This window comes from Rhizobium sp. FKL33 (assembly GCF_005222915.1).
Taxonomy (GTDB): Bacteria; Pseudomonadota; Alphaproteobacteria; order Rhizobiales; family Rhizobiaceae; genus Rhizobium_E.
Map to the genome: position 1 here is coordinate 1 of NZ_STFX01000015.1, position 25,083 is coordinate 25,083.

A 25,083-nucleotide genomic window follows, 5' to 3' on the forward strand; every position below is an offset into this window, starting at 1 on the left:
TACTTTGTCTTAAGACACGGGAGAGTAGGTCGCCGCCAGGTCTGCAAAATGCAAACATCTCAATCCTCTTCACAATCCGCGCTCTCGGTATTCTGCGATAGCAAAATACCTGCCGCGGTTTAGCCGTTCCGGACTAAACGATATTTTGCATCACGCAAAAATCGGTCGGTATTTTGGCTCAGCCAAAAACCTGTTAACGCGGGGTGGAGCAGCCCGGTAGCTCGTCAGGCTCATAACCTGAAGGCCGCAGGTTCAAATCCTGCCCCCGCAACCAAAAAATCAAAACACATAAACATCAGCCCCAATGCACATCCGCAGAGGGGCTGTTTGCGTTTGAGGATGCGGAAACAAAGCCGTCATTAAGACAAAATTAACGTTTAAATATGCGTCGAGTAAATCCTTCCGGGATAGACGGAACCGCGGACTTCTCAGCCCCGTTCGGTAAATGTACCGAGGCCATATGATGCATGACAAATTCAACAGTGATTCGAAGGCGATAGACGCCGCTTCACCCAGACTTCGCGGCCAGATGCTTCGTGACTGCGACCAGGCCGCCATGACGAGGGCGATCTGGGCTTTGGCCGATTGCCCGGTGCTTCGGCTCTTCGCCGTGGCCCCGCCGTCGGACGATCGCCGCTATCATTGACTGCATAGCCAGCTGTGAATGCCATCGGCGGCCCTTGCGCCGGTCGAAAAGCAGGCCGTCAGCAGATAGCCTCCCGTCGGCGCCTCCCAATCCAGCATCTCTCCGGCCAGGAACAGGCCGGGCCTCTTTCTCACCATGAAACCGTCATCGAGTTCTGACCAGGCGACGCCGCCGGCGCTTGAAATCGCCTCTTCGATCGGCCGCGGCGCGACGACGGGGATCGGCAAGCGCTTGATCAGGCGCGCGACGCTGTCGGGCGTATAGGCCGCCATGTCATGGATGATTTCCCGCAACAAGGCCGCCTTGACGCCGTCGAGGCCCGCTCCCTTGCGCAGGCGATTGCTGAAGCTGACCTTGGCGCTTTGGCGGCGCAGTTCCTGCGCGATGCGGTCCATGCTGCGATCGGGTTGAAGATCGACGATAAGAGGCTCCGCCTCCCCTCTCTCCAGACCATCGCGAACGGCGGCGCTGTGGCCATAGACCAGGCTGCCCTCGATGCCATGCCGGGAGATCACGAATTCGCCGCGCGTCTCGCCGGCGGCCGATGTGAGCGCGACGGATTTGAGAGGCGCGCCGGCGAAACGGTCGCGAAAATGGGCGCTCCAGGCGACGTCGAAACCGCAATTGGCCGGGCGGAGCGGCGAAACCGCGACGCCGCGATCCCTCAGGAGGGAAACCCAGGCGGCGTCCGAGCCGAGCCGCGGCCAGCTCGCGCCGCCGAGGGCGAGCAAGGTCGCCGCGGGCTTGATGGCGATCTCCCCATCCGGCGTCGAAATGAGCAGCCTGTCGCCGTCGAAGCCGATCCATCTGCTGCGGGTTCTGATGTCGACGCCGAGATCCGCGAGCCGTCGCAGCCAGGCGCGCAGCAGCGGCGAGGCTTTCATCGATTGGGGGAAGACCCGCCCGGATGTGCCGATAAAGGTTTCGGCGCCGAGGGCGTCGGCCCAAGCGCGCAAAGCGTCGGGTGGAAATGCGTCGAGCGACGCCCGCAACCGGTCGGACGCGGCGCCGAAGCGCGCGGCAAAGCGCGCATAGGGTTCCGCATGGGTGAGGTTGAGACCCGATTTTCCAGCCAGCAGGAACTTGCGCGCCACGGTCGGCATCGCCTCATAGACAGTGACCTCATGGCCCAATCCCGCCAGCCGTTCCGCCGCCATCAGCCCCGCAGGGCCGCCGCCGATGATCGCAATATCCCTGTTCATGGCCTGTCATGGCCAAGCCGCGGCGGTGACGCAAGGGCTTTTATCGGAGAAGACGGCGACGATTGGCTTGCACGGCGCGGAGATAGCGGGAGACGGAGCGCGCCTGCGTGGTTTCGAAGGATTGGCCTCCGGCGAGAGCGAAGGCGTTTTCGACCGTCAAGAGGGCGGCAAGCCGCAGTTTTTCGGAAATCATCAGCTGCGCTTCAGCGGCGGCCTTCTGGCCGCCTGCTCCAAACGTCATCAATCTGAGACCGATCACCATGTTGGATTCGAAGGCCAGCTGCATCATGTTGAAGCCGAGGGCGACGGGCGGAAAGAACATTGGGAGACCTTTCGGCGCGGAAGGCGCGAGGGCTCAACGCTTCGCGGGCAGGCCGGTTCCCTTCAGGCAACGGTCTCGCCGCCATCGGCGACCAGGATCTGCCCAGTGATGTAAGAAGACCGCTGCGAAACGAGAAACAGAATCGGTTCGGCAATCTCCTCGACTTGGGCCCAACGGCCCATCGGCACGCGCCGGGAGATATAGGCCTCGATCGCCTCGCGGCCGCCGACCTGGCGGATGAAGGGGTCGTTGAACGGCGTGTCGACCCAACCCGGGCAGAGCGCATTCACCCGCACGCCATATTTGGCATAATCGCCGGCCATCTGCTTGGTCATGGCGATCACCGCGTGTTTGGTGGTGCAATAGGCGATCATTTCGCGATCGTAGAGTATGCCCGAGCTCGAGGCGGTGTTGAGGATGACGCCTCGTCCCGCAGTCTTCATGAACGGCATGACCGCCCGGGCGGCGATGAAATGCGCCCGGACATTGAGATCCCAGGACTTGTCGAAGCCGTCGAGGCTGACCTGCTCGAGATCGCCCTCGACCTGGGCGCCGGCATGATTGTGGAGAATGTCGATGCGGCCGCGGCGGCTATGAAGATCGGTGATCGCGGCGGTGAGGCCCGCGTCGTCGGTGACGTCAACGATCACAGCCTCCGCTTCCCCGCCGGCATCCTTGATCCGTTTCACGGTTCCCTCGGCGCCGGTCCTGTCGCGATCGAAGACGGCGACATAGGCGCCTTCGCGCGCCATGATTTCGGCGCCGGCGCGGCCGATGCCGGAGCCTGCGCCGGTGACGATCGCCGTCTGGTTTGCGAGGATCATGTCAGTCTCCTTCGGCGGCCCGGGGCTTCTTGTCGCGCATCAGCATACGCGCCAGGCCGATCAGCATGAGCGAGGCGACCAGCACCGAGGTGGCGATCGCGTTGATTTCAGGGGTGACGCCGCGACGGATCGAGGCGAAGACGTAGATCGGCAGCGTCGTCTTCGAGCCCGCGACGAAAAAGGCGATGATGAAATCGTCGAAGGAGAAGGTGAAGGCCAGCAAGAAGCCCGCCACGATCGACGGCATGATCTGCGGCAGCACGATCAGCCTGAAGGTGGTGAGCGGCGTGGCGTTGAGATCGCTGGAGGCTTCGACGATATCGCGGCCGAGCGAGGCGACGCGCGCCTTGACGATCATCGTCACCAGCGCCAGCGAAAACAGGCCATGCGCAGCGATGATCGAACCATAGCCGAGACCGAGCTTCGGCGGCGTCTCGCCCGGCCAGAGGCTCGCGATCAGCGGATTGACAGCGCCGAACACCGCCACCAGCGCCACCAGCGTGGCGATGCCGATCACCACGCCGGGCACGACGATGGCCGCAGCGAACAGCGCGTCGAACACCAGCCGGCTGCGCTTGCCCAGCCGCTCCATGCCGAGTGCGGCCATCGTGCCGAACACGGCGGCGAGGCCGGCGGAGACGAAGGCGATCAGCAGCGAATTCTGCAGCGCTTCGAGCAGAAACCGGTTGGAAAAGGCCTTGCCGTACCAGGCGAGCGAAAAGCCGGTGAATTCGGAGGCGCTGCGGCCGGCATTGAAAGAAAACAGCACCACCAGCGCGATCGGCGCATAGAGGAAGAGATAGACGGCTGTCACAAGCGCCCGCATCAGATCAGGTCCACCTGTTTGGTTCCGGCAATGCGGAAAGCGAGGCGCATCGACACGGTCAGCACGATCACCACCACAGCGACCAGCGTCAGCGCGATCGCCGAGCCGAACGGCCAGTTGCGCGATTGCAGGAAGAGATCGACCAGCGCATTGCCGATGAAGAACACCTTGCCGCCGCCCAGCAGCTGCGGGATCAAATATTCGCCGAGAAGAAGAATGGTGACGAGCGCGACCCCGGTCATGACTCCGGGGAGGGAAAGCGGCAGCGTCACCTGAAAGAAGGTCGCGATCGGCTTTGCGCCGAGATCGGAGGAAGCTTCGAGCAGGCGCCGGTCGAGTTTTTCGAGGCTGACATAGATGGGCATGATCATCAGCGGCAGATAGCCGTAGACGATGCCGACGATGACGGCGAAGGGGGTGTTGATCAGACGGAGATCTTCGATGCCGATCATGCCGAGCAGATTGGGAATGCCGCGCGAGCCGAGAATATACATCCAGGCATAGGTCCGGACGAGAAGGCTGGTCCAGAAGGGCGCCACGATCAGCGACACCAAGAGCAGCCGATAGCGCCGGTCGGCCTTCACCGCCAGGAAATAAGCGACCGGATATCCAACGATCAGGCAGACGAAGGCGCCCGTCGGGGCGAGGATCATCGTATTGAAGAAGGCCGTGGCGCGGCTCGGCAGATTGGCGAATTGGGCGAAGGTGAAGGCGGCCTGATAGCCGCCTTCGGGCGCCCGTTCGCCGAAGGCGAAGACGATGATGGCGATGAAGGGCAGGACGAGAAAGACCAGCATCCAGATCGCCGCCGGAGCCATCAGCCCCGCCGTCGTCAACGCCTGCTTTCTTTCCGCCGTCATCGCCATGGTTCGAGCTTTCCCGTCAGGCCGACTTGAAGCGCGCCATGACTTCGGCGCGGCCCGGATCGGTGAGCGTCACGGCGGCGCCGAATTCGAGCGGCGTCAGCGAGGCTTCGTCGGGATAGACGATAAGGTTGGAGGTGACGTCCTTGGGCAGGAGCGCCATGACGCGGGAATCGGTGGTCGGCGCGCCGTTGAAGATGTGCTCCTTCACCGCCACGTCTGGGGTCATCAGGTAGTCGAGCAGCGCATAGGCCGCCGCCTTGTTCGGCGCATCCTTGGGGATGGCGTAGAAGTCGCACCAGATCTCGCCGCCATCCTTGCCGAGCACGAATTTGATCTCCGGCATGTCGCGGTTGAGCTGGGCGCCGTCATTGGTCCAGCACATCGTCATCCAGGCGTCGGTCGAGCGCATCGACGGCTGGTAGTCGGAATTGATCGCAAACAGATGCGGCTTGACCTTGATCAGCAATTCCTCGGCCTTGGCGAGTTCGTCCGCCGCGATCGAGTTGAAGCCGTAGCCCAGCGCCACCAGCGCGCTGCCGATCGTAGTGAGCTGATAGTCATGCACCATGACGCGGCCGTCGGCCTCGCCTTGGGCGAGGTCGAAGAACTCCTTCCAGGAGGTCACCGGGCTCTTGAGCTTGGAAGAGTTGAAGGCGATACCGGTGGTGCCCCAGTTCTTCGGGACGGCATAGGTCTTGCCGTCGATCGCGCCTTCATGGGTAAAGCGCTGGTTCTCTGTCGCCGGCGAGAAATTCGGCAGCTTGGCGAGGTCGAGCTGGTCGATCAGGCCGAGCTTCTGATAGGTCGAGATGGTGTAATTGGTCGGAACGAACAGGTCCCAGCCCGAAGCGCCGGCTTGCAGCTTGGCGAGCATTTCCTCATTCGACCCGAAGACATTGACCTCGACGGCGACGCCGGTCTTGGCGGTAAAGGCTTCGAAGGTGGCGGGGTCGTGGTAATTCGGCCAGGTGGCGATCGACATCTGCGTGCCGAGATCGCCGGCGGCGTAAGCGGGCGAGCCGAAAAGGCCCGTCTGGCGACCCAGCACAGCCGCGGCCAGGCCGAGGCCGGTCACCTCAAGGAAATGGCGGCGGCTCACTGAGCCGCGCTTGTAGCGCATCAGTTCGTCGGCGAAACGTTCCTGCGTCAAAGGCTTGTCATTGGTCGTCATCACACTGTTCCCTTTGTTGTCGGTTATGTTGCGTCATGCGAAAAGACATGCGGGGCGGCGGGCGAGATCGTCAGCTCCACCCGCGCGCCCGGTTCGAAGAGGCTGGCCGCGCCGCTCTGTTGCGCGCGATCGGCATAGACCAAGAGATCGCCGAGGCCGGGGACGGCGACCGAATATTCGACCGACGAGCCGAGAAAGATCCGGTGCGTGACGTCGCCGACGAGACCTGTCGAGGCAGGTGTCGCAGGCTGGAGCGCGATGGCTTCGGGACGGATGGCGACGACGGATTTGCCGACCGCAACGCCAGGGCGGGAAAGCGGCAGAACGAGACCGTTGCCGAAGCGGGCCGCCACGGATCCACCCTGCTGTTCGACCACCGCGTCGAGACGATTGGTCTTGCCGACGAAATCGGCGACGAACAGGCTGGCGGGATTGTCGTAGATGTCCTGGGGACTCGCGAGTTGCACGATGCGGCCTGTATTCATCACGCAGACCTGGTCGCTCATCGACAGCGCTTCTTCCTGATCGTGCGTCACCAGCAGGAAGGTGATGCCGAGTTCGCGATGCAGGTTCTGCAGCTCCAGCTGCATGGCGATGCGCAGCTTCTTGTCGAGCGCGGCGAGCGGCTCGTCGAGCAGCAGCACGCGGGGACGGTTGACGATGGCGCGGGCGAGCGCGACGCGCTGCTGCTGGCCGCCCGACAATTCGTGGATGCGGCGCTTGGCGAATTTGCCGAGATGGACCATGTCGAGCGCTTCGGCGGCGCGGCGGCGGATCTCCCGGTCGTCGAGGCGCGGGCGGATCTGCCTGAGGCCATAGGCGACATTGGTCTCGACATCGAAATGCGGAAACAGCGCATAATGCTGGAACACCATGTTGACGGGGCGGCGATAGGCCGGCACGCCGCGCATGGACTGGCCGGCGATCAACAAATCCCCATCGCTCGGCTGTTCGAAGCCGCCGATCATGCGCAGGCAGGTGGTCTTGCCGCAGCCGGACGGGCCGAGCAGCGCGATGAAGGTGCCCCGCTTCAGCTGGAGATTGATCCCGGAAACCGCCGTCACCTCGCCGTAACGCTTGGCGACGCCGCGGAATTCCACATCGAATTCGGCTGGTTGGTCCACTGTTCTGTTCCCCTGGGGTCGCGGCGATTGCCTCGCCATCTATTCCCCTGATGTTGAAAGACTATGCGGATACCGCTTTTGGGGTATATACCCCGAAAGAGGTATTTTTCTAACATTTTGCACATCGGGGGAGTATGAGCGATCGGGGGAGCCGACCATGAGCGTCGATTTCAAATCCATGTTTCACGCGGCGGCGATGCTGTGGGCTGTGGCGGAAGATGCGGATGAGGAGCTTGGCCGCGGGCTAGCCGACATGCTCGGGGCGCTGGCGCGGTTCGATTACTGCGTGATCTTCGCCTATCGCGGCGAGGCCAGGCCCATCGATCTCTATTCGAGCTTCAACCGGCAGGATTATCATGTCTTCGTGAGGCTCTATCAGGAAGGACCCTATCTCCTCGATCCCTTCTACCGGGCCGCGACCCAGCCGCGGCCGGGCGTCTGGCGCATGCGCGACCTTGCGCCCGACAGATTCTTCGCCAGCGAATATTACCGCACCTATTATGTCGAGACGCGTCTTGCCGAGGAGATCGGTTTCTTCATCCCTGTCGAGGAGGGCGCGACCGTGGTGCTGTCCCTGATGCGCGCCCAGGCGACCGGGCCGTTTCGCGCCGCCGATATCGATCTCCTGCGCAAGGCGGAGCCTTTGGTCGCGGCCATGGTCAAACGCGTCTGGCGCAATCTCGCCCGGCGGTTTGCGCTGGCTGCGCCGTCGCCTCAACCTGCTTCCGACGCCGGGTCGCGGCCGATGCTGACCGAGCGCGAAAAGGCGATCATCGAACTGGTGCTGCAGGGACATTCCTCTGAGTCCATCGGACTGACGCTCGGCATCGCCACGGGAACCGTCAAGGTTCATCGGCGCAATATCTATCGCAAGCTCGGCATCGCCTCGCAGACGCAACTGATGTCGCATTACCTTGAAAGCCTCAAATCCAAATAAATCCGCGGCATTCCGGCGCGGAACCGGCCATTACTCGATTTCGACGCGACGAAGAAAATTTCTGTTAAGGCCTTGGGTCTAGTCTGGCGGAAAAATAATACTTTGCAGGCAGCCGCACGATGACCGCGACCAAGGCGCATTTCCTGAACAAGGAAGAGTCCTTCATGTATGATCGGGAGCACCGGTTCCCGATGGAAGAAACCATGAACGCCGCCCGGCTCGAATATACCGAGAAGGGCGTCATGCATATGGCGGCGCGGCGCTGCGACCTGATCATGATCGGACCGAGCGGCGCCGTGCTGGCGCTCAACACCCGATTCAATCTGCCAGAACAGTTCTATCTTGATGTTCCCGACGCCAAGATCGCCCGGGTCGGGTGCCTGATGATGCGCATCTACGCCAACAACACCGTGCAGGTTCGCTTTCTGTCGATCATGCCGCAGAAGGATATCGACCGCATCTTCGTCTACAGCACGCATCCGAAACACCGCAACAAACTGCTCGATCTCCGGGCCTGAGGGTATCTGATGGCGACCCAGCCGGTCATTCTGGTCGCGCCGGTGTTTTCGACGCTCGCCAATCTGGGCTTCCAGTTGCGCCGGACTGTGTTCGTGCTCGAGCAGAAAGTGCCGGCCGAGGAAGAGGTCGACGCAGACGATCTCACGGCGATCCATATGGTGGCGCTGATGGAGGGCGAAGTCGCGGGCGTGCTCCGCATCGTGCGCCGACCTGAACATCTGAAGATCGGTCGCGTGGCGGTCGACAGCGCCTTTCGCGGCCGCGGCATTGCCGGGGCGATGATGAGCCGGGTGCTGGAGGACTATTCGGGTGAAGTCGGCGGCCGGTTCTTCCTGACTGCCCAGACCGACAAGGTCGGTCTCTACGAGCGCTTCGGCTTCAAGGTCTTCGGTCAGGAATTCATGGATGCGGGCATTCCGCATCTCGCCATGAAGACCTATTAGAGTCTCAGCTTATCCGCCTCATTCTGTTGGTCCAAACCGGGATGATCCGCAAGGAGAAGGGCGCAGGTCGTAGCTGATGCTACGGCCAAGCTCTTCGACGACGCGGGCGCCCGGTTTCGACCAACCCTTCGGGCCGGATGAATTTCGGCCATTATCTTCGGCTTTTGGCTCCGCCGTACATCTGGGTACGCCCTCGCCAAAAGCCTTGATCCTGACCGAAATTGATCCGGCAGAATGAGGCGGATAAGCTGAGATACGCTCTAAGAGAGCCGCCCGGCGGACCGGGCGGCTCCTGAAACATCACTTTTCGATGTCGATGTGCTGGGTTTCCTCGCCCAGGAACAGGGCGATCAGCGTCAGACCCGCCATGACGGTGAGATAGACGCCGACCCAGAACGGGCTGCCCTGGCCATAGCTCCACAGCGCCACCGCGATGAACGGGGCGACAGCCGCGCCGAGGATCGAGGAGACGTTATAGGCGATGCCCGAGCCGGTGTAGCGCACATTGGCCGGGAACAACTCCGGCAGAAGCGCGCCCATCGGGCCGAAGGTCATGCCCATCAGGCTGAAGCCGATCACCAGCCAGGCGAGTACGCCGACTTTGCCGAGCGACAGGAGCGGAACCCAGCTGAGGCCGAACACGGCGATCCCGAGCGTCACTGCGATCAGCATCTTGCGGCGACCGAACTTTTCCGCCCAGGGACCTGACAGGAAGGTGAAAATGCCGAAGAACACCACGCCGAAGATCAGCATCATCACGAAGCTGCGATAATCGTAACCGAGGCCGGGCACGGCGGCGTCGACGGGCTTGCTGCCGAAGCTGAGCGAGAAGGCGGTCATCAGGTAGAACAGCACATAGGTCGCCAGCATATAGAAGGTGCCGAGCACGATCTGCTTGCCATGGGTCTGGAAGGCGGCGGCGAGCGGCAGCTTGCGCACCTGGCCCGTCTTGACCGTCTTGGCGAAGGCGCTGCTTTCGACGAGGTTCAGGCGCACCCACAGGCCGACGATGACCATCACGGCGGAGGCGAGGAAGGGAATGCGCCAACCCCAGCTCAGGAAGGCTTCGGACGGCATCGACGGATCCGACGACGGCAGAACCGCCGCGATCAGCAGGAAAAGCCCGTTGGCGAGAATGAAGCCGATCGGCGCGCCGAGCTGCGGGAAGGTGCCGAACACGGCGCGCTTGCCCTTGGGCGCGTTTTCGGTGGCGACCAGGGCTGCGCCCGACCATTCGCCGCCGAGCGCGAAGCCCTGCGCCATGCGCAATACGACGAGCAGCAGCGTCGCGAGCCAGCCGACGGACGGATAGGTCGGCAAGGCGCCGATCAGGAAGGTGGCGACGCCCATGGTCAGGAGCGCGCCCACCAGCGTCGCCTTGCGGCCGCGCTTGTCGCCGAGATGGCCGAAGAAGATCGCGCCGAGCGGCCGGGCGACCATGGCAGCGCCGAACACCGCAAAAGACGCCAGAAGCGCGGTGGTCGGATCGCCCTTCGGAAAGAACAGATGCGGGAACACCAGCACGGCGGCGGTGGCGTAGACATAGAAATCGTAGAATTCGATCGTGGTGCCGATCAGGCTCGCCAAAATCACTCGCGCGCGGCTGTTGGCCGGGGCGCCCGCCGATGCGGCGTCGTAGGAAGACATGATTTTACTACTCCGGTTCTTCTTGTTTTGCGGGTGGCCTACACGAATGAGGATGCGATAAAAAGTCGGAAATGGCTGAAAGCGTTCGGTTTGGCGGGCTTTTCGCGTGGGATCTGTCACAAAAGCTCGACTTGGGGCGGTTTCGCTGCCATAGAGTCTCGGGGGGAGCCAGGCGTTGCCACCAAGTAAACATTTACTAAAAATCGTTTGCCATGGCACGGCGCAGCGCCTAGCATCGGGGGAATGTCGGACTTACGCTCATGGTGACTATCAAGGAAATTGCAAAGGCCGTCGGCGTGTCGTCGGCCACCGTGTCGAGGGTGCTCAATTACGATCCCTCGCTGTCGATCTCGGCCGCCAAGCGTCAGGCGATCATCGAAACGGCCGAGGCGTTGAACTACGCCACGCCGCGCAATCGCAACCGGCCGACCGCGCTTCCCGGCGCCTTCGTCAATCACACCGCCCCGCTCACGGCGCTGCCGCGCCTCGCCATCGTGCATTTCCTCGAGCCGTCGGACGAGTTGGGCGATCCCTATTATATCGGCGTGCGACTGGGCATCGAGAACAAATGCCGCGAGTTCAAGACCGAGATCGTCAAGGTCTTCCATTCCGACGCACTGCCCGACCCGGCGCTGTTGCAGAGCGTCGCCGGCGTCATCGTCATCGGCAAACATTCCAAGAACGAGATCGACTGGCTGTCGAGCCATTGCAAGCATCTGGTCTTCGCCGATTTCGATCCGCGCAGCAGCCGCATCGACAGCGTGTTCAGCGATGTCGGCCTCGCCACTGAAACCATGCTTAACGACCTCGTTTCCACCGGTTACAGGCGGATCGCCTTCATCGGCAGCTACGAGCATCTGGACGGCCAGACCCAGCCCTTTGGCGAGCGCCGCTGTCGCGCCTATATCGACTGGCAGAAGGAGCGCGGCGGCTTCGATCCGGAGCTTTTGGCGCTCGGCCAGAACTGCAATTTCGGCCAGAACCTGCGTCTCGAGACCGGCTATATGCTGGCGCAGAACATTCTGAGCCTCGCCGAACGGCCCGACGTCATCCTCGCCGCCAACGACAATATGGCCATCGGCGCCTATCGCGCCATCCAGGAAGCGGGTCTGCGCATTCCCGAGGATATCGCCGTCGTCTCGTTCAACGACATTCCCGTGGCGCAATTTCTCAACCCGCCGCTGTCGACCATGAAGATCCATGGCGAGCATATCGGCGAGACGGCGGTCGACCTGCTGATCGAGCGGCTCAACGGGCGCGACTACGCCAAGACCGTCACCATCGCCACCGAAATGATCTGGCGCGACAGTTGCCGCAAGCCGGATTATTCCGCACCTGCGTAAGGCCATTTCGCAGGCGCAATAAATATTTACTAAAAATTTTCTTGCGTTCCCTGTTTTTTTGACGATACTTCGCGACAGGCAGGAGGGGCCTGCCGGCGTAACGCCATTTCCAGGGAGGATTTAATGGCTATTTCTCCGATTATGAAACGTATTGCGACCGCTGCTCTGGCAAGCGTCAGCGTCTTGACCGCGACCGCCGCCTTCGCCGGCGAGATCACCATCTGGTGCTGGGACCCGAATTTCAACGTGGCGATCATGAAGGAAGCCGGCGCGCGCTACACCGCGAAACACCCGGAAACCACCTTCAACGTCGTCGACTTCGCCAAGGCCGACGTCGAGCAGAAGCTGCAGACGGCTCTGTCGTCAGGCGCGACCGACACGCTGCCCGACATCGTGCTGATCGAAGACTACGGCGCGCAGAAGTATCTGCAGTCCTTCCCGGGCTCTTTCGCCGCTTTGTCCGACAAGATCGACTATTCCGGCTTCGCGCCCTATAAGGTGCAGCTGATGACCGTGGACGACAAGGTCTATGGCATGCCCTTCGACTCGGGCGTGACCGGCATGTATTACCGCAAGGATTACCTCGAACAGGCTGGCTTCAAGCCCGAGGACATGCAGAACATCACCTGGGACCGCTTCATCGAAATCGGCAAGGAAGTCGAGGCCAAGACCGGCCACAAGATGATGGGCTTCGACCCGAACGACGCGGGCCTGACCCGCATCATGATGCAGTCGGCTGGCGAATGGTATTTCGACAATGACGGCAACCTGAACATCGAGAAGAACGCCGCGCTGAAGGCCGCTCTCGAAACTCAGGGCAAGATCATGCAGGCCGGCATCTTCAAGCCGACCGCCGGCTGGAACGAATGGCTCGCCTCCTTCACCTCCGGCGATGTCGCCGCTGTCGTGACCGGCGTCTGGATCACCGGCACCGTCAAGGCTCAGGCCGACCAGTCCGGCAAGTGGGGCGTCGCCGCCACGCCGAAGCTGTCGATCGAAGGCGCGACCTCCGCCTCCAACCTCGGCGGCTCCAGCTGGTACGTGCTGGAAAGCTCCAAGGAGAAGGACGAGGCCATTGACTTCCTCAACGAAGTCTACGCCAAGGACACCGAATTCTACCAGAAGATCCTCACCGAGCGCGGCGCCGTCGGTTCGCTGATGGCGGCGCGCGAAGGCTCGGCCTATGGCGCTGAAGATCCGTTCTTCGGCGGCGAAAAGGTCTGGCAGAAGTTCTCCGATTGGCTCGCCCAGATCCCGGCCGTCAATTACGGCATCTTCACCAACGAAGTCGATACGGCCGTCACCGCCAATCTCGGCTCGATGGGCAAGGGCGCCAAGGTCGAGGATGTGCTGAAGGCCATCCAGAGCCAGGCTGAAGGCCAGATCCAGTAATCACCAAAAACGGGCGGCGGCTGCGCCGTCCGTTCCTCCCCGGGGCAGCGGCGGCGACGCCGCGGCCTTGATGCGCATTTCGACATCTGTCGACACCTCACACCAGCCAGTAGACGGACGACCATGGCCACTGCGAAACCCGGCGGATTGAAACGATATTTCGACGTGAACGGATGGCTGTTCGTGGCCCCCGCTCTCTTGTTGATCGGGACCTTCATGATCTTCCCGATCCTCAGGTCGCTCTGGCTGTCGCTCTATGCCGGCAAGGGCATGATGATGAAGTTCGCCGGCTTCGCAAACATCATGCGCCTGACCAACGATCCCGTCTTCCTGAAGGCGCTCACCAATACGGTGACCTTCTTTGTGATCCAGGTGCCGATCATGATCACGCTGGCGCTAATCCTGGCCGCCGCGCTCAACGATCCCAAGCTCAAATTTTCGGGCTTTTTCCGCACCGCGATCTTCCTGCCCTGCGTTTCCTCGCTGATCGCTTATTCCATCCTGTTCAAGAGCATGTTCGCGCTGGACGGCGTCGTGAATTCGGCGCTGATCGCGATCGGCGTCGTCGATACGCCGATTTCCTGGTTCACGGAGCCATTCTGGGCCAAGACGCTTGTGATCCTCGCCATCACCTGGCGCTGGACCGGCTACAACATGATCTTCTATCTCGCGGCGCTGCAGAATATCGACAAGTCGATCTATGAAGCCGCCCGCATTGACGGCGTTCCCGCCTGGGCCCGCTTCGTCTATCTCACCGTGCCCATGCTGAAGCCGGTGATCCTGTTCACCACCGTCACATCGACGATCGGCACGCTGCAGCTCTTCGATGAAGTCTACAGCCTGAGCGCCGAAGGCAAGGGCGGTCCGGCGGATTCGACCCTGACGCTCTCGCTCTACATCTACAATCTCACCTTCCGCTACATGCCGAGCTATGGCTACGCCGCGACGGTGTCTTATGTGATCGTGATCATGGTGGCGATCCTGTCCTTCCTGCAATTCTACGCCGCGAGGGAACGCAAATGAACGCGCAGCGCCTCATCCGCACCCTGCCTGCGGTCTTCCAATATCTGTTCCTGAGCATCGCGGCTTTTCTGTCGGTGTTCCCCTTCATCTGGATGGCGATCAGCGCCACAAACACCAATTCGCATATTCTCGAAGGCAAGATGACCTTCGGCAGCGCTTTCTTCGACAATGTCAACGCCTTCATGGCGGCGGTCGACCTGCCGCTGGTGCTGTGGAACTCCGCCAAGATCGCCATCATCGGCACGGCGGTGACCATGCTGATCTCGTCGCTCGCCGGCTATGGCTTCGAAATGTTCAAGTCGAAGTGGCGCGAGCGCATCTATGCGCTGATGCTGCTCACGCTGATGGTGCCCTTCGCCGCGATCATGATCCCGCTGTTCATGATGATGGCCAAGGCCAAGCTGATCGACACCCATATCGCCATCATCCTGCCCACCATCGCCTCGGCCTTCATCATCTTCTACTTCCGCCAGGCGACCAAGGCCTTTCCGACCGAGTTGCGCGACGCCGCCAAGGTCGACGGCCTCAAGGAATGGCAGATCTTCCTCTATATCTACATGCCGGTGATGCGCTCGACCTATGCGGCGGCTTTCGTCATCGTCTTCATGGCCAACTGGAACAACTACCTCTGGCCGCTGATCGTGCTGCAGTCGAACGACACCAAGACCATCACGCTGGTCGTGTCGTCGCTGGCCTCCAGCTACACCCCGCAATTCGGAACGGTGATGATCGGCACGATCATCGCCACGCTCCCGACCATCTTCGTGTTTTTCGCCATGCAGCGCCAATTCGTCCAGGGCATGCTTGGCTCGGTGAAATAGGATAGAACCATGCGTAGATACGAGACTTTCAATGGCGGCTGGACCTTCACCGCCGGCTTCGAACCGTGTTGGGTGAACGCCGCCCAGGCTGGCGAAACGGTTCGCCTGCCGCATACCGCGGTGGAACTGCCCTACAACTATTTCGACGAGACCAGCTATCAGAAGGCCTTCACCTATCAGAAGGTCATCGCCTGGGAGCCGTCTTTCGAGGGCCGCGAAGTCTCGCTCGTGTTCGATGCGGCCATGGCCGATTCCGTCGTCTATCTGAACGGTCATGAAATCATCGCGCACAAAGACGGTTACACCCCGTTCGAAGCGCGGCTGACGCCCCATCTCAAGCAGGGCGACAACCTGCTGACCGTCAAGATCGACGGTTCTGAAAATCCTGAAATTCCGCCCTTCGGCGGCATGATCGACTATCTCTGCTATGCCGGCATCTATCGCGATGTCTGGTTGAAGGTGACGAGCCCGGTCGCGATCAAGAATGTCAAGATCGAGACCCCGGACGCGCTGGCCGACGTTAAGACGGTGACCGCCAAGATCCAGCTCGCCAACCATCAGGGCCTCGACGCTGCCGGCTCCGCAACCGTGACGATTTCCGACAAGGCCGGCGCGACCATCGCGACCGCCAAGGCGACGCTGTCCGGCCCCGAGACGCTGGTGGAACTCTCGGGCATTTCAGGCGCAGAGATCTGGGATCTCGACACGCCCGTTCTCTACACGCTGACGGTCGAGATCGAGACCGCTTCGGGCAAGGACGCCTATTCCAGCCGCTTCGGCTTCCGCACCGCCGAATATCGCGTCGACGGCTTCTTCCTGAACGGCCGCAACGTCAAGCTCCGCGGCCTCAACCGCCACCAGGCCTGGCCGCATCTCGGCTACGCCATGGGCCGTCGCGGTCAGGAGAAGGACGCCGATATCCTGAAATATGAGCTGCGCTGCAATGTCGTCCGCACCTCGCACTATCCGCAGTCCAAGTGGTTCCTCGACCGCTGCGATGAGATCGGCCTGCTGGTGTTCGAAGAAATTCCCGGCTGGCAGCATATCGGCGACAAGGCCTGGCAGCAGGAATCGATCGAAAACGTCCGCCGCATGATCGAGCGCGACTGGAACCATCCGTCGATCATCATCTGGGGCGTACGCATCAACGAATCCCAGGACAATCACGATTTCTATCTCGAGACCAACCGTCTCGCCCATGAACTCGACACGACCCGCCAGACCGGCGGCGTGCGCTTCATCACCAATTCCGAACTGCTGGAAGACGTCTATACGCTGAACGACTTCATTCTCGGCCAGGAAGAAATGCCGGGCAACAATCGTGGCCGCGTCGTGCTGCGCGACCAGTCCGAAACCACGGGCATCCCGCACAAGGTGCCCTACATGATCACCGAATATAACGGTCACATGTATCCGACCAAGCGCGTCGACCAGGAACAGCGCCAGGCCGAGCACGTCACCCGCCATCTTCTGGTGCTCAACGCCGCTGCCGGCGACCCGTCCATCTCCGGCTCCACCGGCTGGTGCATGTATGACTACAACACCCACAAGGACTTCGGCGCCGGCGATCGCATCTGCTATCACGGCGTGATGGACATGTATCGCGAACCGAAATTCGCGGCCTATGCCTATGCCTCGCAGGGCGGCCCGGAAACCGGCGCGGTGCTGATGCCCGTTACCTATTGGGCGCGCGGCGAGCGCAATATCGGCGGCGTGCTGCCGTTGATCATTCTCACCAATTGCGACTATGTCGAAATCCAGTTCGGCGAATTCGCGCCCAAGCGCATCCATCCCGATCGCGACAGCTATCCGCATCTGCCGCATCCGCCCGTCATCGTCGACCTGCGCTCGGTGACGCCCGAGGAATTCGGCACCTGGGGCCGCATCTGGCGCGAAGGCGTGATCACCGGCTATGTCGACGGCAAGGCGGTGAAGACCGTGACGCTTCCGGCTGACCCGCTTCCGGCCAAGCTCGAAGTCGCTCCCGACGACACCAATCTTCGCGCCGGCGAAAAGGACACGGTCCGCGTGATTCTGCGCGCGCTCGACCAGAACGGCAATATCCTGCCCTTCATCGACGACCCGGTGGAACTGTCGGTCGAAGGCGCCGGCCGCCTCGTCGGTCCGACGCTCGCGAGTTTCAAGGGCGGCGCAACCGGCCTCTATATCGAAGCCGGCGATAACGCCGGAACCATCACCCTGACCGCCCGCTGCCGTCCGTTCGGCGAGCAGACGGTCACCTTTACCGTAAGCTGAGGCTGAAACCATGGCAGATGTGTCGCTCACCCAGATCCGCAAGATTTTCGGATCGCTTGATGTGATCAAGGGCGTGGACCTGGACATCAAGTCCGGGGAATTCGTGGTCTTCGTCGGCCCCTCGGGCTGCGGAAAATCCACGCTTCTGCGCATGATCGCGGGGCTCGAGGACATCACCTCGGGCAGCTTGAAGATCGGCGGCGTCGAAATGAACGACGTCGACCCTTCCAAGCGCGGCATCGCCATGGTGTTTCAGACCTATGCGCTCTACCCGCATATGACGGTGCGCGAAAACATGGGTTTCGCGCTCCGTTTCGCCGGCATGGCGAAGGACGAGATCGAAAAACGCGTCTCGGCCGCCGCCAAGATCCTCGAACTCGACGCGCTGATGGACCGCAAGCCCAAGGCGCTGTCTGGCGGCCAGCGCCAGCGCGTGGCGATCGGCCGCGCCATCGTGCGCAATCCTGATGTCTTCCTGTTCGACGAGCCGCTGTCCAACCTCGACGCGGAACTGCGCGTGCACATGCGCGTCGAGATCGCCCGCCTCCACAAGGAGCTCAACGCCACCATCATCTATGTGACGCATGACCAGGTTGAGGCGATGACGCTCGCCGACAAGATCGTCGTGCTGCGCGCGGGCAAGGTGGAGCAGGTCGGTGCGCCGCTCAAGCTGTATGACGATCCGGACAATGTTTTCGTCGCCGGCTTTATCGGCTCGCCGAAGATGAACTTCCTGCCGGCCCATGTGATCTCGGCTGAAGGCGGCCAGATTTCGGTGGGGCTGGACGACCAGCCGGAGACGCAGGTGACGCTGCCGATCGCCGCCGCGCTCAAGCAGGGCGACAAGGTGACGATCGGCCTGCGTCCCGAACATTTCCTGAAAGCCGGTCAGGGCGACGCGCAATTGACCGTCACGGTCGACGTCACCGAACATCTCGGCCATACCAGCTATATCTACGCCCATCTCAAGCCGGGCGAGCAGATCATCATCGAGCACGAGGAGAGCCGCGACAGCCGCGCGGCGGACAAGATGACGGTCGGCGTTTCGGCGGCTCAGGCGTTTCTGTTCGACAGCGCAGGCCAACGTCTGCGTTGAATTTGCCCGGCCCTCCCGGGCTGGGCTGGATCCGCCTCGACAATTGGATGTCCGGCGGGTCGCGATCGGGAGGAGTACGATCATGACGCAAGACAGACTGCGCTGGGGCATCATCGGCCCCGGCACGATAGCGCGCACCTTTGCAGAAGGCGTCGCCCATTCGAGAACCGGCCGCATCGCGGCCATCGGCACGCGCAATCCCAACAGGCCGGGTCTTGCCGAGGGATTTCCCGGCGCCCGCATCGTGTCAGGCTACCAGGCGCTGATCGATGATCCCGAGGTCGAGGCCGTTTATATCGCCACGCCGCATCCGTCCCACCCGGAATGGGCGATCAAGGCCATTCGCGCCGGCAAGCATGTGCTCGTCGAAAAGCCCTTGGCGCTCACCGCTTTCGACGCCGACGCCGTCTATCACGAAGCGCGCAAGGCCGGCGTCTTCGCCGGCGAAGCCTATATGTACCGGCTGCATCCGCAAACGGCGAAGCTCATCGATCTCATTCGCTCGGGCGTGATCGGTCAGGTCAGGCTGATCAAGTCGAGCTTCGGTTTCGACATGGGCGGCGTGCGCCCCGAACACCGGCTCTTCTCACAGGCGTCTGCCGGCGGCGGCATTCTCGATGTCGGCGGCTACCCCGTGTCCATGGCGCGGCTGATCGCCGGCGCGGTCGAGGGCAAGCCCTTCCTCGATCCCGTCAAGGTCACGGGCGCAGCGCGTCTCGGCGAAACCGGCGTCGACGAATGGGCTTCGGCCGTGCTGAAATTCCCCAACGACATCGTGGCTGAAGTCTCCTGCTCGATCATGGCCGATCAGGACAATGTCCTCCGGGTGATCGGTTCGGAAGGGCGGCTTGAGGTCGCCGATTTCTGGTTCGCCGCCGGCCACAAAGGCGGCGTCGGCAAGATCGAACTCTTCCGCAAGGATGGGGCGCACGAGACCATCGAATGCCCTGAGGACCGTTGGCTCTATTCCTTCGAGGCCGATGCGGCCGCTGACGCCATCCGCGCCGGCGAACGCGAATTCCGCGCCCCCGGCATGGGCTGGGCCGATTCGCTCGGCAATCTCCGCGCCATGGACGCCTGGCGGGCCGCGGTCGGGCTGAAATACGAACTCGAGACGCCGGCGCTCAGAACGAAGAATATCGCCGGTGATGTCGTGAAGGCGGGCCATAAGGTTCCCCGGCGCGCCATTCCCGGCCTCGCCAAGCAGGCGTCGACGGTGGCGCTGGGCTTTGAATTCTTCCCGGATTTCGCCTCGGCCTCGCTGACGCTCGACGCCTTCTACGAGGCGGGCGGTAATCTGTTCGACACCGCCTATATCTATGGCAACGGCGTCACCGAAGCGGTGTTCGGCGACTGGCATGCGAGCCGGGGCATCGACCGCGAGGAGATCGTGCTGATCGGCAAGGGCGTGCATTCGCCGCTCTGCTATCCCGACCAGATCGGCAAGCAGCTGACCGTGTCGCTGGAGCGGCTGAAGACCGACTATGTCGATGTCTATTTCATGCATCGCGACAATCCCGATGTGCCGGTCGAGGAATTCGTCGACGCCATGGATGCGGAAGCGAGCGCTGGCCGGATCCGCGGCATCTTCGGCGGCTCAAACTGGACGCGCGACCGCATGGACGCGGCGATCGCCTATGCCGAGAAAACCGGAAAGCGGGCGCCGTCGGCGCTGTCGAACAATTTCTCGCTGGCCGAAATGATCGATCCGATCTGGGCCGGCTGCGTCGCCGCTTCCGACAAAGACTGGAAGGAGTGGCTCTACAGGACGCAGACGCCCAATTTCGCCTGGTCGAGCCAGGGGCGCGGCTTCTTCACCGACCGCGCCGGCCGCGACCGCTTCGACGACGAGGAAATCGTCCGCTGCTGGTATTCGGAGCAGAATTTCATCCGTCGCGACCGGGCCTATGAACTCGCCGCCAAGAAAGGCCGTAGTCCTATCCACATCGCGCTCGCCTATGTGCTCGCGCAGCCTTTCCCGGTGATCCCGCTGATCGGGCCGCGCACTCTCAGCGAATTGGAAGACAGTCTTTCGGCGCTCGATATCGCGCTGACGCCGGATGAGGTCCGCTGGCTCGAAGGCTGACCGGCGCCAACCGGATCAGGCCGGCCCAGCCGGCCTGTCCAGGCCCGACCATTTCACCACCAGCCGCGCCAGCGCCGGGCCGGTGACCAGAATGAACAGGAAGCGGGCCAACTGCATGGCCATGACGAAGGAGACGTCGACGTCGCTGGAGGCGGAGATGATCGCCACCGTATCGGCCCCGCCGGGACTTGTCGCGAGATAGGCTGTGAGGGGATCGACCCCGGCGACATGCACCAGCACATACGCGAAGCCGCCGCAGATCACGATCAACGCGAGAATTGCGGCGACCACCCGTGGCAGCGCCTTTAGCGCATAGACCAGGATCGTGCGGGTGAACCGCCCGCCAATGCCCCAGCCAACCACGGCGTAACTCGCCGCCAGCAACCAGGGCGGCAATTCGATCTGCATCAGCCCGAGATCCTGCAAGAGCGCGCCGAGCGCCATGGGAACCAGCATCATGCCGGCCGGAATATTGGCGAGGTTCACGATCACGGCGGAAACCGCGATCAACAGAGCGGTCTGGCCGAGCGGCGCCCAGTCGATGGGCGGAAACCAGATGACCGATTGGGCGGCGCCCGTTTCGCCGATGAACATCCGCGACACCAGCGCAGCGGCCAGCGCCACGCAGAGAACCCGCATATATTGCATGATGGCGACAAGCCGCATATCGGCGCCGAAGCTCTCCGACATGATGGTCATGGCGGACGCCGCTCCAGGCACCGAGCCCCAGATGGCGGTCGAGCCCGGCAGCACCTGCATGCGGGCGAGCAGCCAGCCGAAGCCGACGGAGACGGCGATCACCGAGACGACGCCGGACAGAAAGATCGGCCAGGCGCGGCCGATCTCGACCAGCAGGTCCAGCGGGATGGCCTTGGCCATCAGGCAGCCGATCACCCCCTGGGCGATGAAGGTCGCCTGTTTCGGCACCGGCGCGGCGCGCCCCGCCGCCGCCAGAATGATCGCGGCGATCATCGGCCCCAGCAACAGCGCCGCCGGAAGATGGAAGATTTCGAGTCCCGCCACGAACGCCGCCGAGATGAGAAGAAGAATGAGCCAGTCCGTCAGGATGCGCGATAGAGACTGGGGCGGCATGAAAATTCCTTTTTCAAACAGTCGCGGCTATTGATTTGCCGGCTAACAAGGTCAGCCGGCTCGCCGGTCATAAGTCCTCGCTGTCGATGGCGAGCCGGCCGCTCGTCAGATCGACCAGCGATCGGATCAGCGCGTCGGCCTGATCGGCCGGCAACAGGCAGCGAAGAAACACCCCGTCTGCGCCGAACGTCTCCGATAGAATGGTCGCGCCCTCTATGCGCTCCAGGCGCGATTTTATCAATCCATGATCGGAAAAGACGATCTGCATGCCCTTTTCCACCTGCGGCGTCAGCCGGATTTTCTCAGCCGCCCGCAGGCATTCCGCGGCCGAGCCGCCATAGGCGCGGATCAAGCCGCCGGAGCCGAGCAGAATGCCGCCGAAGAAGCGGGTCACCACGACCGCCACCCCGTCGAGATCCTGCCCGTCGATCGCCTGCAGGATCGGTTTGCCCGCCGTTCCCGAGGGTTCGCCATCGTCGTTGAAACGATAGACCTGGCCGATACGATAGGCCCAGCAATTATGATTGGCCGAGGCGTCGCTTTCCGATGCTATGAAGGCTTTTGCGGCGGCCTCGTCGGCCACAGGCGCAGCAGCGACGATAAATCGGCTCTTCTTGATCTCGACGACATGGCGCGCAACGGCGGTGATGGTCTGCATGGAGGGATCTCAGGCTGCACTCAGTCTCCCATAGAGGCAATCGACGGCTTCGCCAAAGAAAAATGCCCGGGACGCCCAACCCCTGGATCGGTTCACGCTGCGCTGCAATTGTATTTTTCTATCACGCGATTGGAGCCGCGCCCTTGATCTTTCCTGGCGTTCGTCAAATACCTGACCAATGACAACAAGTTTTCTCGGAAAGAAGTCCTCGGCCGCCGGCGGCTGGGGCGCGTTGAAAAGCTGCGGCAAGCGGCTCCTGGAAACCGGCGCCCCGCTGTCGGGGGCGCGCGCCATGCTGAAGGCCAACCAGCCCGATGGCTTCGATTGCCCGGGCTGCGCCTGGGGCGATCCCGAACATGGCTCGTCCTTCGAATTCTGTGAGAACGGCGTCAAGGCGGTCGCCTGGGAAGCCACCGAGAAACGTGCGACGCCGGATTTTTTCGCCCGGAATCGCGTCTCCGATCTGCGCCTGTTGTCAGACTACGAGATCGAACGTCATGGCCGGCTGACGCATCCCCTGCGCTATGACGCGGCGTCGGATCGTTATCTTCCCGTCGCATGGGACGCCGCCTTCGCCGAGATCGGCGCACTGCTGAAGGGGCTCGGTAATCCCGACCGCGCCGAATTCTACACGTCCGGCCGCGCCAGCAATGAGGCGGCCTATCTCTATCAATTGTTCGTCCGCGCTTATGGCACCAACAATTTTCCCGATTGCTCCAACATGTGCCACGAGGCCAGCGGCGTGGCGCTGCGCCAGGCGATCGGCGTCGGCAAGGGCACGGTGCGGCTCGGAGATTTCGAACAGGCGGACGCGATCTTTGTCGTCGGGCAGAATCCCGGCACCAATCATCCCCGAATGCTCGGCGATCTCCGCCGCGCCGCCCTGCGCGGCGCCCGCATCGTGGTGTTCAATCCGGTCAGGGAGCGGGGCCTCGAACGCTTTTCCGATCCGCAGGACAAACTCGAAATGCTGCATGCGGGCTCGACGCCCATCGCCAGCCGCTATGTCCAGCCGCGGCTGGGCGGCGACATGGCCGCATTCCGCGGCATGAGCAAGGCTGTGTTCGCCGCTGACGACGCGGCGCTGGCCGCCGGCCGCGCTTCGGTTCTGGACCGTGATTTCCTAGCGACGCATTGCGAGGGTTTCGACGCCTATCGCGCCTCCGTCGATGCGACCGGCTGGGATGAGATCGAAGACCAGTCCGGGCTGAGCCGCGCGGAGATTGAAGAGGCCGCCGCGATCTATCTCAGCGCCGAACGCGTGATCGCCACCTGGGCGATGGGGGTGACGCAGCACCTGCATTCGGTGGCCACCATCCGCGAAATCACCAATTTCATGATGCTGCGCGGCCATATCGGCCGGCCGGGCGCGGGCCTCTGCCCGGTGCGCGGCCATTCCAATGTCCAGGGCGACCGCACCGTCGGCATCAATGAAAAGCCTGGAGACGCGTTTCTCGACGCGCTGGAAGCGCGGTTCGGCCTGCCCATGCCGCGCCAGCACGGACACAACGTGCTGGCGGCGATCGGCGCGATGCTGGACGGCTCGGCCCAGGCGTTTATCGGCCTTGGCGGCAATTTCGCGCGCGCCACGCCCGACAGCGCGCTGGTCGAAACCGCGCTCAGGCGACTGAAGCTCACGGTTCATATCGCCACCAAGCCCAATCATTCGCATCTGATGCCCGGCGAGATCTCCTTCATCCTGCCCTGCCTCGGCCGCACCGAGATGGATCTCAATTCTGAGGGACAGTCGCAGCTGATCAGCGTCGAGGATTCCATGAGCATGGTGCATGGCTCGGCCGGCATCAACCGTCCGGCCTCGCCGCATCTGCGGTCGGAAACCGCCATCATCGCCGGCATCGCCGCAGCGACCGTCGGGTCCGACAGCATCGACTGGCTGGCGCTCGCGGAGAACTACGATCTGATCCGCGACCATATCGAGGCGACCATACCAGGGTTTGACGACTTCAATCGTCGCCTGCGCCGACCACGAGGCTTTCATTTGCGCAACAGCGCCGCCCATCGCGAATGGGAGACGCCGTCGCGAAAGGTCGAATTCTCCTCCGGCGCCCTCCCGAAAGCGACGGTCCATCAGCAGGCGCTGGCGGCGAACAATCGCTTCGCGCTGCAGACCTTCCGCTCGCATGACCAGTACAACACCACCGTCTATGGTTTGGATGATCGCTATCGCGGCGTCTATGGCGAAAGACAGGTGATCTTCATGCACCCCGCCGATCTCGAAGCGCTGGGCGCCAAGGCGGGTGATCGCGCCGATGTGGTGGGCGAATGGCACGACGGCGTCGAACGCATCGCCCGCAATTTCCGCTTTGCGCCCTATGACATTCCGCGCGGCAGCGTCGCGGGCTACTATCCCGAGCTCAACGCGCTCGCGCCGCTCGACAGCGCCGGCGAAGAAAGCGACACGCCGACCTCGAAATCGATCCTCGTATCCTTCCGTCTCCTGAGCGCGGCGTGAGCGAAGACGAGGAGATCGCAGCGTTTCTCGCCGAGGTCGATCGCCTCATCGCCCGCGCGCCGCGTCTTGATCCTTTGCAGGCGGCGCTGCTCGCCGCGGCTGCCTCCGGCTTGCCGTCCGACAGCCGCAGCCTCTCCCGCCGTCTCGGCCTCGAGCATGCGCTGGTTCTCCGGGCGATCCAACAACTGCAACAGGCGCCGCCGCTAATCCGGATCACCCGCGAGGATCCCCGCACGATGAGGCGATGGTTCGAATTGACGGAAGAGGGGATATTCGTTTCCGAAGCCTAGCGCAAAAAAGTTAAGCCTGTGACTTT

Annotated in this window: 23 protein-coding genes and 1 tRNA gene; 14 read left to right on the forward strand and 10 right to left on the reverse strand. The window is 62.6% G+C overall.

Annotation, left to right across the window (positions count from 1 at the left end; genetic code table 11):
• Positions 1-197: 197 nt before the first annotated feature.
• Positions 198-274, forward strand: a tRNA-Met gene (locus E8Q41_RS08925).
• 186 nt (positions 275-460) lie between these two features.
• On the forward strand, positions 461-646 hold the full coding sequence (locus tag E8Q41_RS08930) for a hypothetical protein (RefSeq protein ID WP_137155186.1): 186 nt from the start codon (positions 461-463) through the stop codon (positions 644-646).
• Here the strand turns inward: E8Q41_RS08930 and E8Q41_RS08935 are convergent.
• From E8Q41_RS08935 to E8Q41_RS08965, 7 genes are all read right to left on the reverse strand, one after another.
• Complete coding sequence (locus tag E8Q41_RS08935) at positions 640-1,848, reverse strand: TIGR03862 family flavoprotein (RefSeq protein ID WP_137155187.1); 1,209 nt, start codon at positions 1,846-1,848, stop codon at positions 640-642. The two genes, E8Q41_RS08930 and E8Q41_RS08935, sit on opposite strands and share 7 nt — an antisense overlap.
• Positions 1,849-1,888: 40 nt before the next feature.
• Positions 1,889-2,170, reverse strand: a complete 282-nt coding sequence (locus tag E8Q41_RS08940; protein WP_137155188.1) for a hypothetical protein — start codon at positions 2,168-2,170, stop codon at positions 1,889-1,891.
• Positions 2,171-2,232: 62 nt separating this feature from the next.
• Positions 2,233-2,994, reverse strand: a complete 762-nt coding sequence (locus E8Q41_RS08945) for an SDR family oxidoreductase (protein WP_137155189.1) — start codon at positions 2,992-2,994, stop codon at positions 2,233-2,235.
• A 1-nt stretch (position 2,995) separates the two neighbouring features.
• Positions 2,996-3,820, reverse strand: coding sequence for an ABC transporter permease (locus E8Q41_RS08950; RefSeq protein WP_137155190.1), 825 nt, complete (start codon positions 3,818-3,820; stop codon positions 2,996-2,998).
• The gene (locus E8Q41_RS08955; protein ID WP_137155191.1) at positions 3,820-4,686 is read right to left on the reverse strand and encodes an ABC transporter permease; all 867 of its coding nucleotides are present in this window, start codon (positions 4,684-4,686) and stop codon (positions 3,820-3,822) included. The genes E8Q41_RS08950 and E8Q41_RS08955 overlap by 1 nt, the downstream gene beginning before the upstream one ends.
• 16 nt (positions 4,687-4,702) lie before the next feature.
• On the reverse strand, positions 4,703-5,857 hold the full coding sequence (locus E8Q41_RS08960; RefSeq protein ID WP_137155192.1) for a spermidine/putrescine ABC transporter substrate-binding protein: 1,155 nt from the start codon (positions 5,855-5,857) through the stop codon (positions 4,703-4,705).
• A 23-nt stretch (positions 5,858-5,880) separates the two neighbouring features.
• A complete protein-coding gene (locus E8Q41_RS08965) occupies positions 5,881-7,020 on the reverse strand; it encodes an ABC transporter ATP-binding protein (protein ID WP_137155193.1) in 1,140 nt (379 codons plus the stop codon).
• Between the two features lie 214 nt (positions 7,021-7,234).
• Between E8Q41_RS08965 and E8Q41_RS08970 the strand changes: the two genes are divergently transcribed.
• From E8Q41_RS08970 to E8Q41_RS08980, 3 genes are all read left to right on the forward strand, one after another.
• Entirely contained in the window at positions 7,235-7,918 is a 684-nt protein-coding gene (locus E8Q41_RS08970; protein WP_246660142.1) for a LuxR C-terminal-related transcriptional regulator, read from the forward strand.
• A 164-nt stretch (positions 7,919-8,082) separates the two neighbouring features.
• Positions 8,083-8,436 carry a hypothetical protein gene (locus tag E8Q41_RS08975; protein WP_170976428.1) on the forward strand — a complete coding sequence of 118 codons (354 nt, stop codon included), beginning with the start codon at positions 8,083-8,085 and terminating at the stop codon, positions 8,434-8,436.
• Positions 8,437-8,445: 9 nt separating this feature from the next.
• Entirely contained in the window at positions 8,446-8,880 is a 435-nt protein-coding gene (locus tag E8Q41_RS08980; protein ID WP_137155196.1) for a GNAT family N-acetyltransferase, read from the forward strand.
• 300 nt (positions 8,881-9,180) lie between these two features.
• Here E8Q41_RS08980 and E8Q41_RS08985 read toward each other — a convergent pair whose 3' ends face one another.
• Positions 9,181-10,527: an MFS transporter gene (locus tag E8Q41_RS08985; protein ID WP_137155197.1), complete on the reverse strand. Its 1,347-nt coding sequence runs from the start codon at positions 10,525-10,527 to the stop codon at positions 9,181-9,183.
• Positions 10,528-10,787: 260 nt separating this feature from the next.
• On the opposite strand from E8Q41_RS08985, the gene E8Q41_RS08990 reads away from it, so the two are divergent.
• From E8Q41_RS08990 to E8Q41_RS09020, 7 genes are all read left to right on the forward strand, one after another.
• Positions 10,788-11,870 (forward strand): LacI family DNA-binding transcriptional regulator, encoded by a 1,083-nt coding sequence (locus E8Q41_RS08990; RefSeq protein ID WP_137155198.1) that lies wholly within the window; start codon positions 10,788-10,790, stop codon positions 11,868-11,870.
• Positions 11,871-11,993: 123 nt separating this feature from the next.
• Positions 11,994-13,262 (forward strand): extracellular solute-binding protein, encoded by a 1,269-nt coding sequence (locus E8Q41_RS08995; RefSeq protein ID WP_137155199.1) that lies wholly within the window; start codon positions 11,994-11,996, stop codon positions 13,260-13,262.
• Between the two features lie 123 nt (positions 13,263-13,385).
• Positions 13,386-14,285 carry a sugar ABC transporter permease gene (locus E8Q41_RS09000; RefSeq protein ID WP_137155200.1) on the forward strand — a complete coding sequence of 300 codons (900 nt, stop codon included), beginning with the start codon at positions 13,386-13,388 and terminating at the stop codon, positions 14,283-14,285.
• Positions 14,282-15,106, forward strand: coding sequence for a carbohydrate ABC transporter permease (locus E8Q41_RS09005; RefSeq protein WP_137155201.1), 825 nt, complete (start codon positions 14,282-14,284; stop codon positions 15,104-15,106). The genes E8Q41_RS09000 and E8Q41_RS09005 overlap by 4 nt, the downstream gene beginning before the upstream one ends.
• A 9-nt stretch (positions 15,107-15,115) precedes the next feature.
• A complete protein-coding gene (locus tag E8Q41_RS09010) occupies positions 15,116-17,362 on the forward strand; it encodes a glycoside hydrolase family 2 TIM barrel-domain containing protein (protein ID WP_137155202.1) in 2,247 nt (748 codons plus the stop codon).
• A gap of 10 nt (positions 17,363-17,372) precedes the next feature.
• The gene (gene ugpC, locus E8Q41_RS09015; protein WP_137155203.1) at positions 17,373-18,458 is read left to right on the forward strand and encodes a sn-glycerol-3-phosphate ABC transporter ATP-binding protein UgpC; all 1,086 of its coding nucleotides are present in this window, start codon (positions 17,373-17,375) and stop codon (positions 18,456-18,458) included.
• A gap of 82 nt (positions 18,459-18,540) precedes the next feature.
• Complete coding sequence (locus E8Q41_RS09020; protein WP_137155204.1) at positions 18,541-20,544, forward strand: aldo/keto reductase; 2,004 nt, start codon at positions 18,541-18,543, stop codon at positions 20,542-20,544.
• Positions 20,545-20,559: 15 nt separating this feature from the next.
• Here E8Q41_RS09020 and E8Q41_RS09025 read toward each other — a convergent pair whose 3' ends face one another.
• Together E8Q41_RS09025 and E8Q41_RS09030 are read right to left on the reverse strand one after the other, a co-directional pair.
• On the reverse strand, positions 20,560-21,636 hold the full coding sequence (locus E8Q41_RS09025) for an AbrB family transcriptional regulator (RefSeq protein WP_137155205.1): 1,077 nt from the start codon (positions 21,634-21,636) through the stop codon (positions 20,560-20,562).
• A gap of 67 nt (positions 21,637-21,703) precedes the next feature.
• Positions 21,704-22,294 carry a YigZ family protein gene (locus E8Q41_RS09030; RefSeq protein ID WP_137155206.1) on the reverse strand — a complete coding sequence of 197 codons (591 nt, stop codon included), beginning with the start codon at positions 22,292-22,294 and terminating at the stop codon, positions 21,704-21,706.
• A gap of 178 nt (positions 22,295-22,472) precedes the next feature.
• Between E8Q41_RS09030 and E8Q41_RS09035 the strand changes: the two genes are divergently transcribed.
• Both E8Q41_RS09035 and E8Q41_RS09040 read left to right on the forward strand, forming a co-directional pair.
• On the forward strand, positions 22,473-24,767 hold the full coding sequence (locus E8Q41_RS09035) for an FdhF/YdeP family oxidoreductase (RefSeq protein WP_137155207.1): 2,295 nt from the start codon (positions 22,473-22,475) through the stop codon (positions 24,765-24,767).
• Complete coding sequence (locus E8Q41_RS09040) at positions 24,764-25,057, forward strand: hypothetical protein (protein WP_137155208.1); 294 nt, start codon at positions 24,764-24,766, stop codon at positions 25,055-25,057. The genes E8Q41_RS09035 and E8Q41_RS09040 overlap by 4 nt, the downstream gene beginning before the upstream one ends.
• Positions 25,058-25,083 lie beyond the last annotated feature (26 nt).

Bases quoted from the DNA above. Each gene is read 5' to 3' on its own strand.
- E8Q41_RS08930 (WP_137155186.1), top strand. From the start codon at position 461: ATGATGCATGACAAATTCAACAGTGATTCGAAGGCGATAGACGCCGCT.
- E8Q41_RS08935 (WP_137155187.1), bottom strand. From the start codon at position 1,848: ATGAACAGGGATATTGCGATCATCGGCGGCGGCCCTGCGGGGCTGATG.
- E8Q41_RS08940 (WP_137155188.1), bottom strand. From the start codon at position 2,170: ATGTTCTTTCCGCCCGTCGCCCTCGGCTTCAACATGATGCAGCTGGCC.
- E8Q41_RS08945 (WP_137155189.1), bottom strand. From the start codon at position 2,994: ATGATCCTCGCAAACCAGACGGCGATCGTCACCGGCGCAGGCTCCGGC.
- E8Q41_RS08950 (WP_137155190.1), bottom strand. From the start codon at position 3,820: ATGCGGGCGCTTGTGACAGCCGTCTATCTCTTCCTCTATGCGCCGATC.
- E8Q41_RS08955 (WP_137155191.1), bottom strand. From the start codon at position 4,686: ATGGCGATGACGGCGGAAAGAAAGCAGGCGTTGACGACGGCGGGGCTG.
- E8Q41_RS08960 (WP_137155192.1), bottom strand. From the start codon at position 5,857: ATGACGACCAATGACAAGCCTTTGACGCAGGAACGTTTCGCCGACGAA.
- E8Q41_RS08965 (WP_137155193.1), bottom strand. From the start codon at position 7,020: ATGGCGAGGCAATCGCCGCGACCCCAGGGGAACAGAACAGTGGACCAA.
- E8Q41_RS08970 (WP_246660142.1), top strand. From the start codon at position 7,235: ATGCTCGGGGCGCTGGCGCGGTTCGATTACTGCGTGATCTTCGCCTAT.
- E8Q41_RS08975 (WP_170976428.1), top strand. From the start codon at position 8,083: ATGTATGATCGGGAGCACCGGTTCCCGATGGAAGAAACCATGAACGCC.
- E8Q41_RS08980 (WP_137155196.1), top strand. From the start codon at position 8,446: ATGGCGACCCAGCCGGTCATTCTGGTCGCGCCGGTGTTTTCGACGCTC.
- E8Q41_RS08985 (WP_137155197.1), bottom strand. From the start codon at position 10,527: ATGTCTTCCTACGACGCCGCATCGGCGGGCGCCCCGGCCAACAGCCGC.
- E8Q41_RS08990 (WP_137155198.1), top strand. From the start codon at position 10,788: ATGGTGACTATCAAGGAAATTGCAAAGGCCGTCGGCGTGTCGTCGGCC.
- E8Q41_RS08995 (WP_137155199.1), top strand. From the start codon at position 11,994: ATGGCTATTTCTCCGATTATGAAACGTATTGCGACCGCTGCTCTGGCA.
- E8Q41_RS09000 (WP_137155200.1), top strand. From the start codon at position 13,386: ATGGCCACTGCGAAACCCGGCGGATTGAAACGATATTTCGACGTGAAC.
- E8Q41_RS09005 (WP_137155201.1), top strand. From the start codon at position 14,282: ATGAACGCGCAGCGCCTCATCCGCACCCTGCCTGCGGTCTTCCAATAT.
- E8Q41_RS09010 (WP_137155202.1), top strand. From the start codon at position 15,116: ATGCGTAGATACGAGACTTTCAATGGCGGCTGGACCTTCACCGCCGGC.
- ugpC (WP_137155203.1), top strand. From the start codon at position 17,373: ATGGCAGATGTGTCGCTCACCCAGATCCGCAAGATTTTCGGATCGCTT.
- E8Q41_RS09020 (WP_137155204.1), top strand. From the start codon at position 18,541: ATGACGCAAGACAGACTGCGCTGGGGCATCATCGGCCCCGGCACGATA.
- E8Q41_RS09025 (WP_137155205.1), bottom strand. From the start codon at position 21,636: ATGCCGCCCCAGTCTCTATCGCGCATCCTGACGGACTGGCTCATTCTT.
- E8Q41_RS09030 (WP_137155206.1), bottom strand. From the start codon at position 22,294: ATGCAGACCATCACCGCCGTTGCGCGCCATGTCGTCGAGATCAAGAAG.
- E8Q41_RS09035 (WP_137155207.1), top strand. From the start codon at position 22,473: ATGACAACAAGTTTTCTCGGAAAGAAGTCCTCGGCCGCCGGCGGCTGG.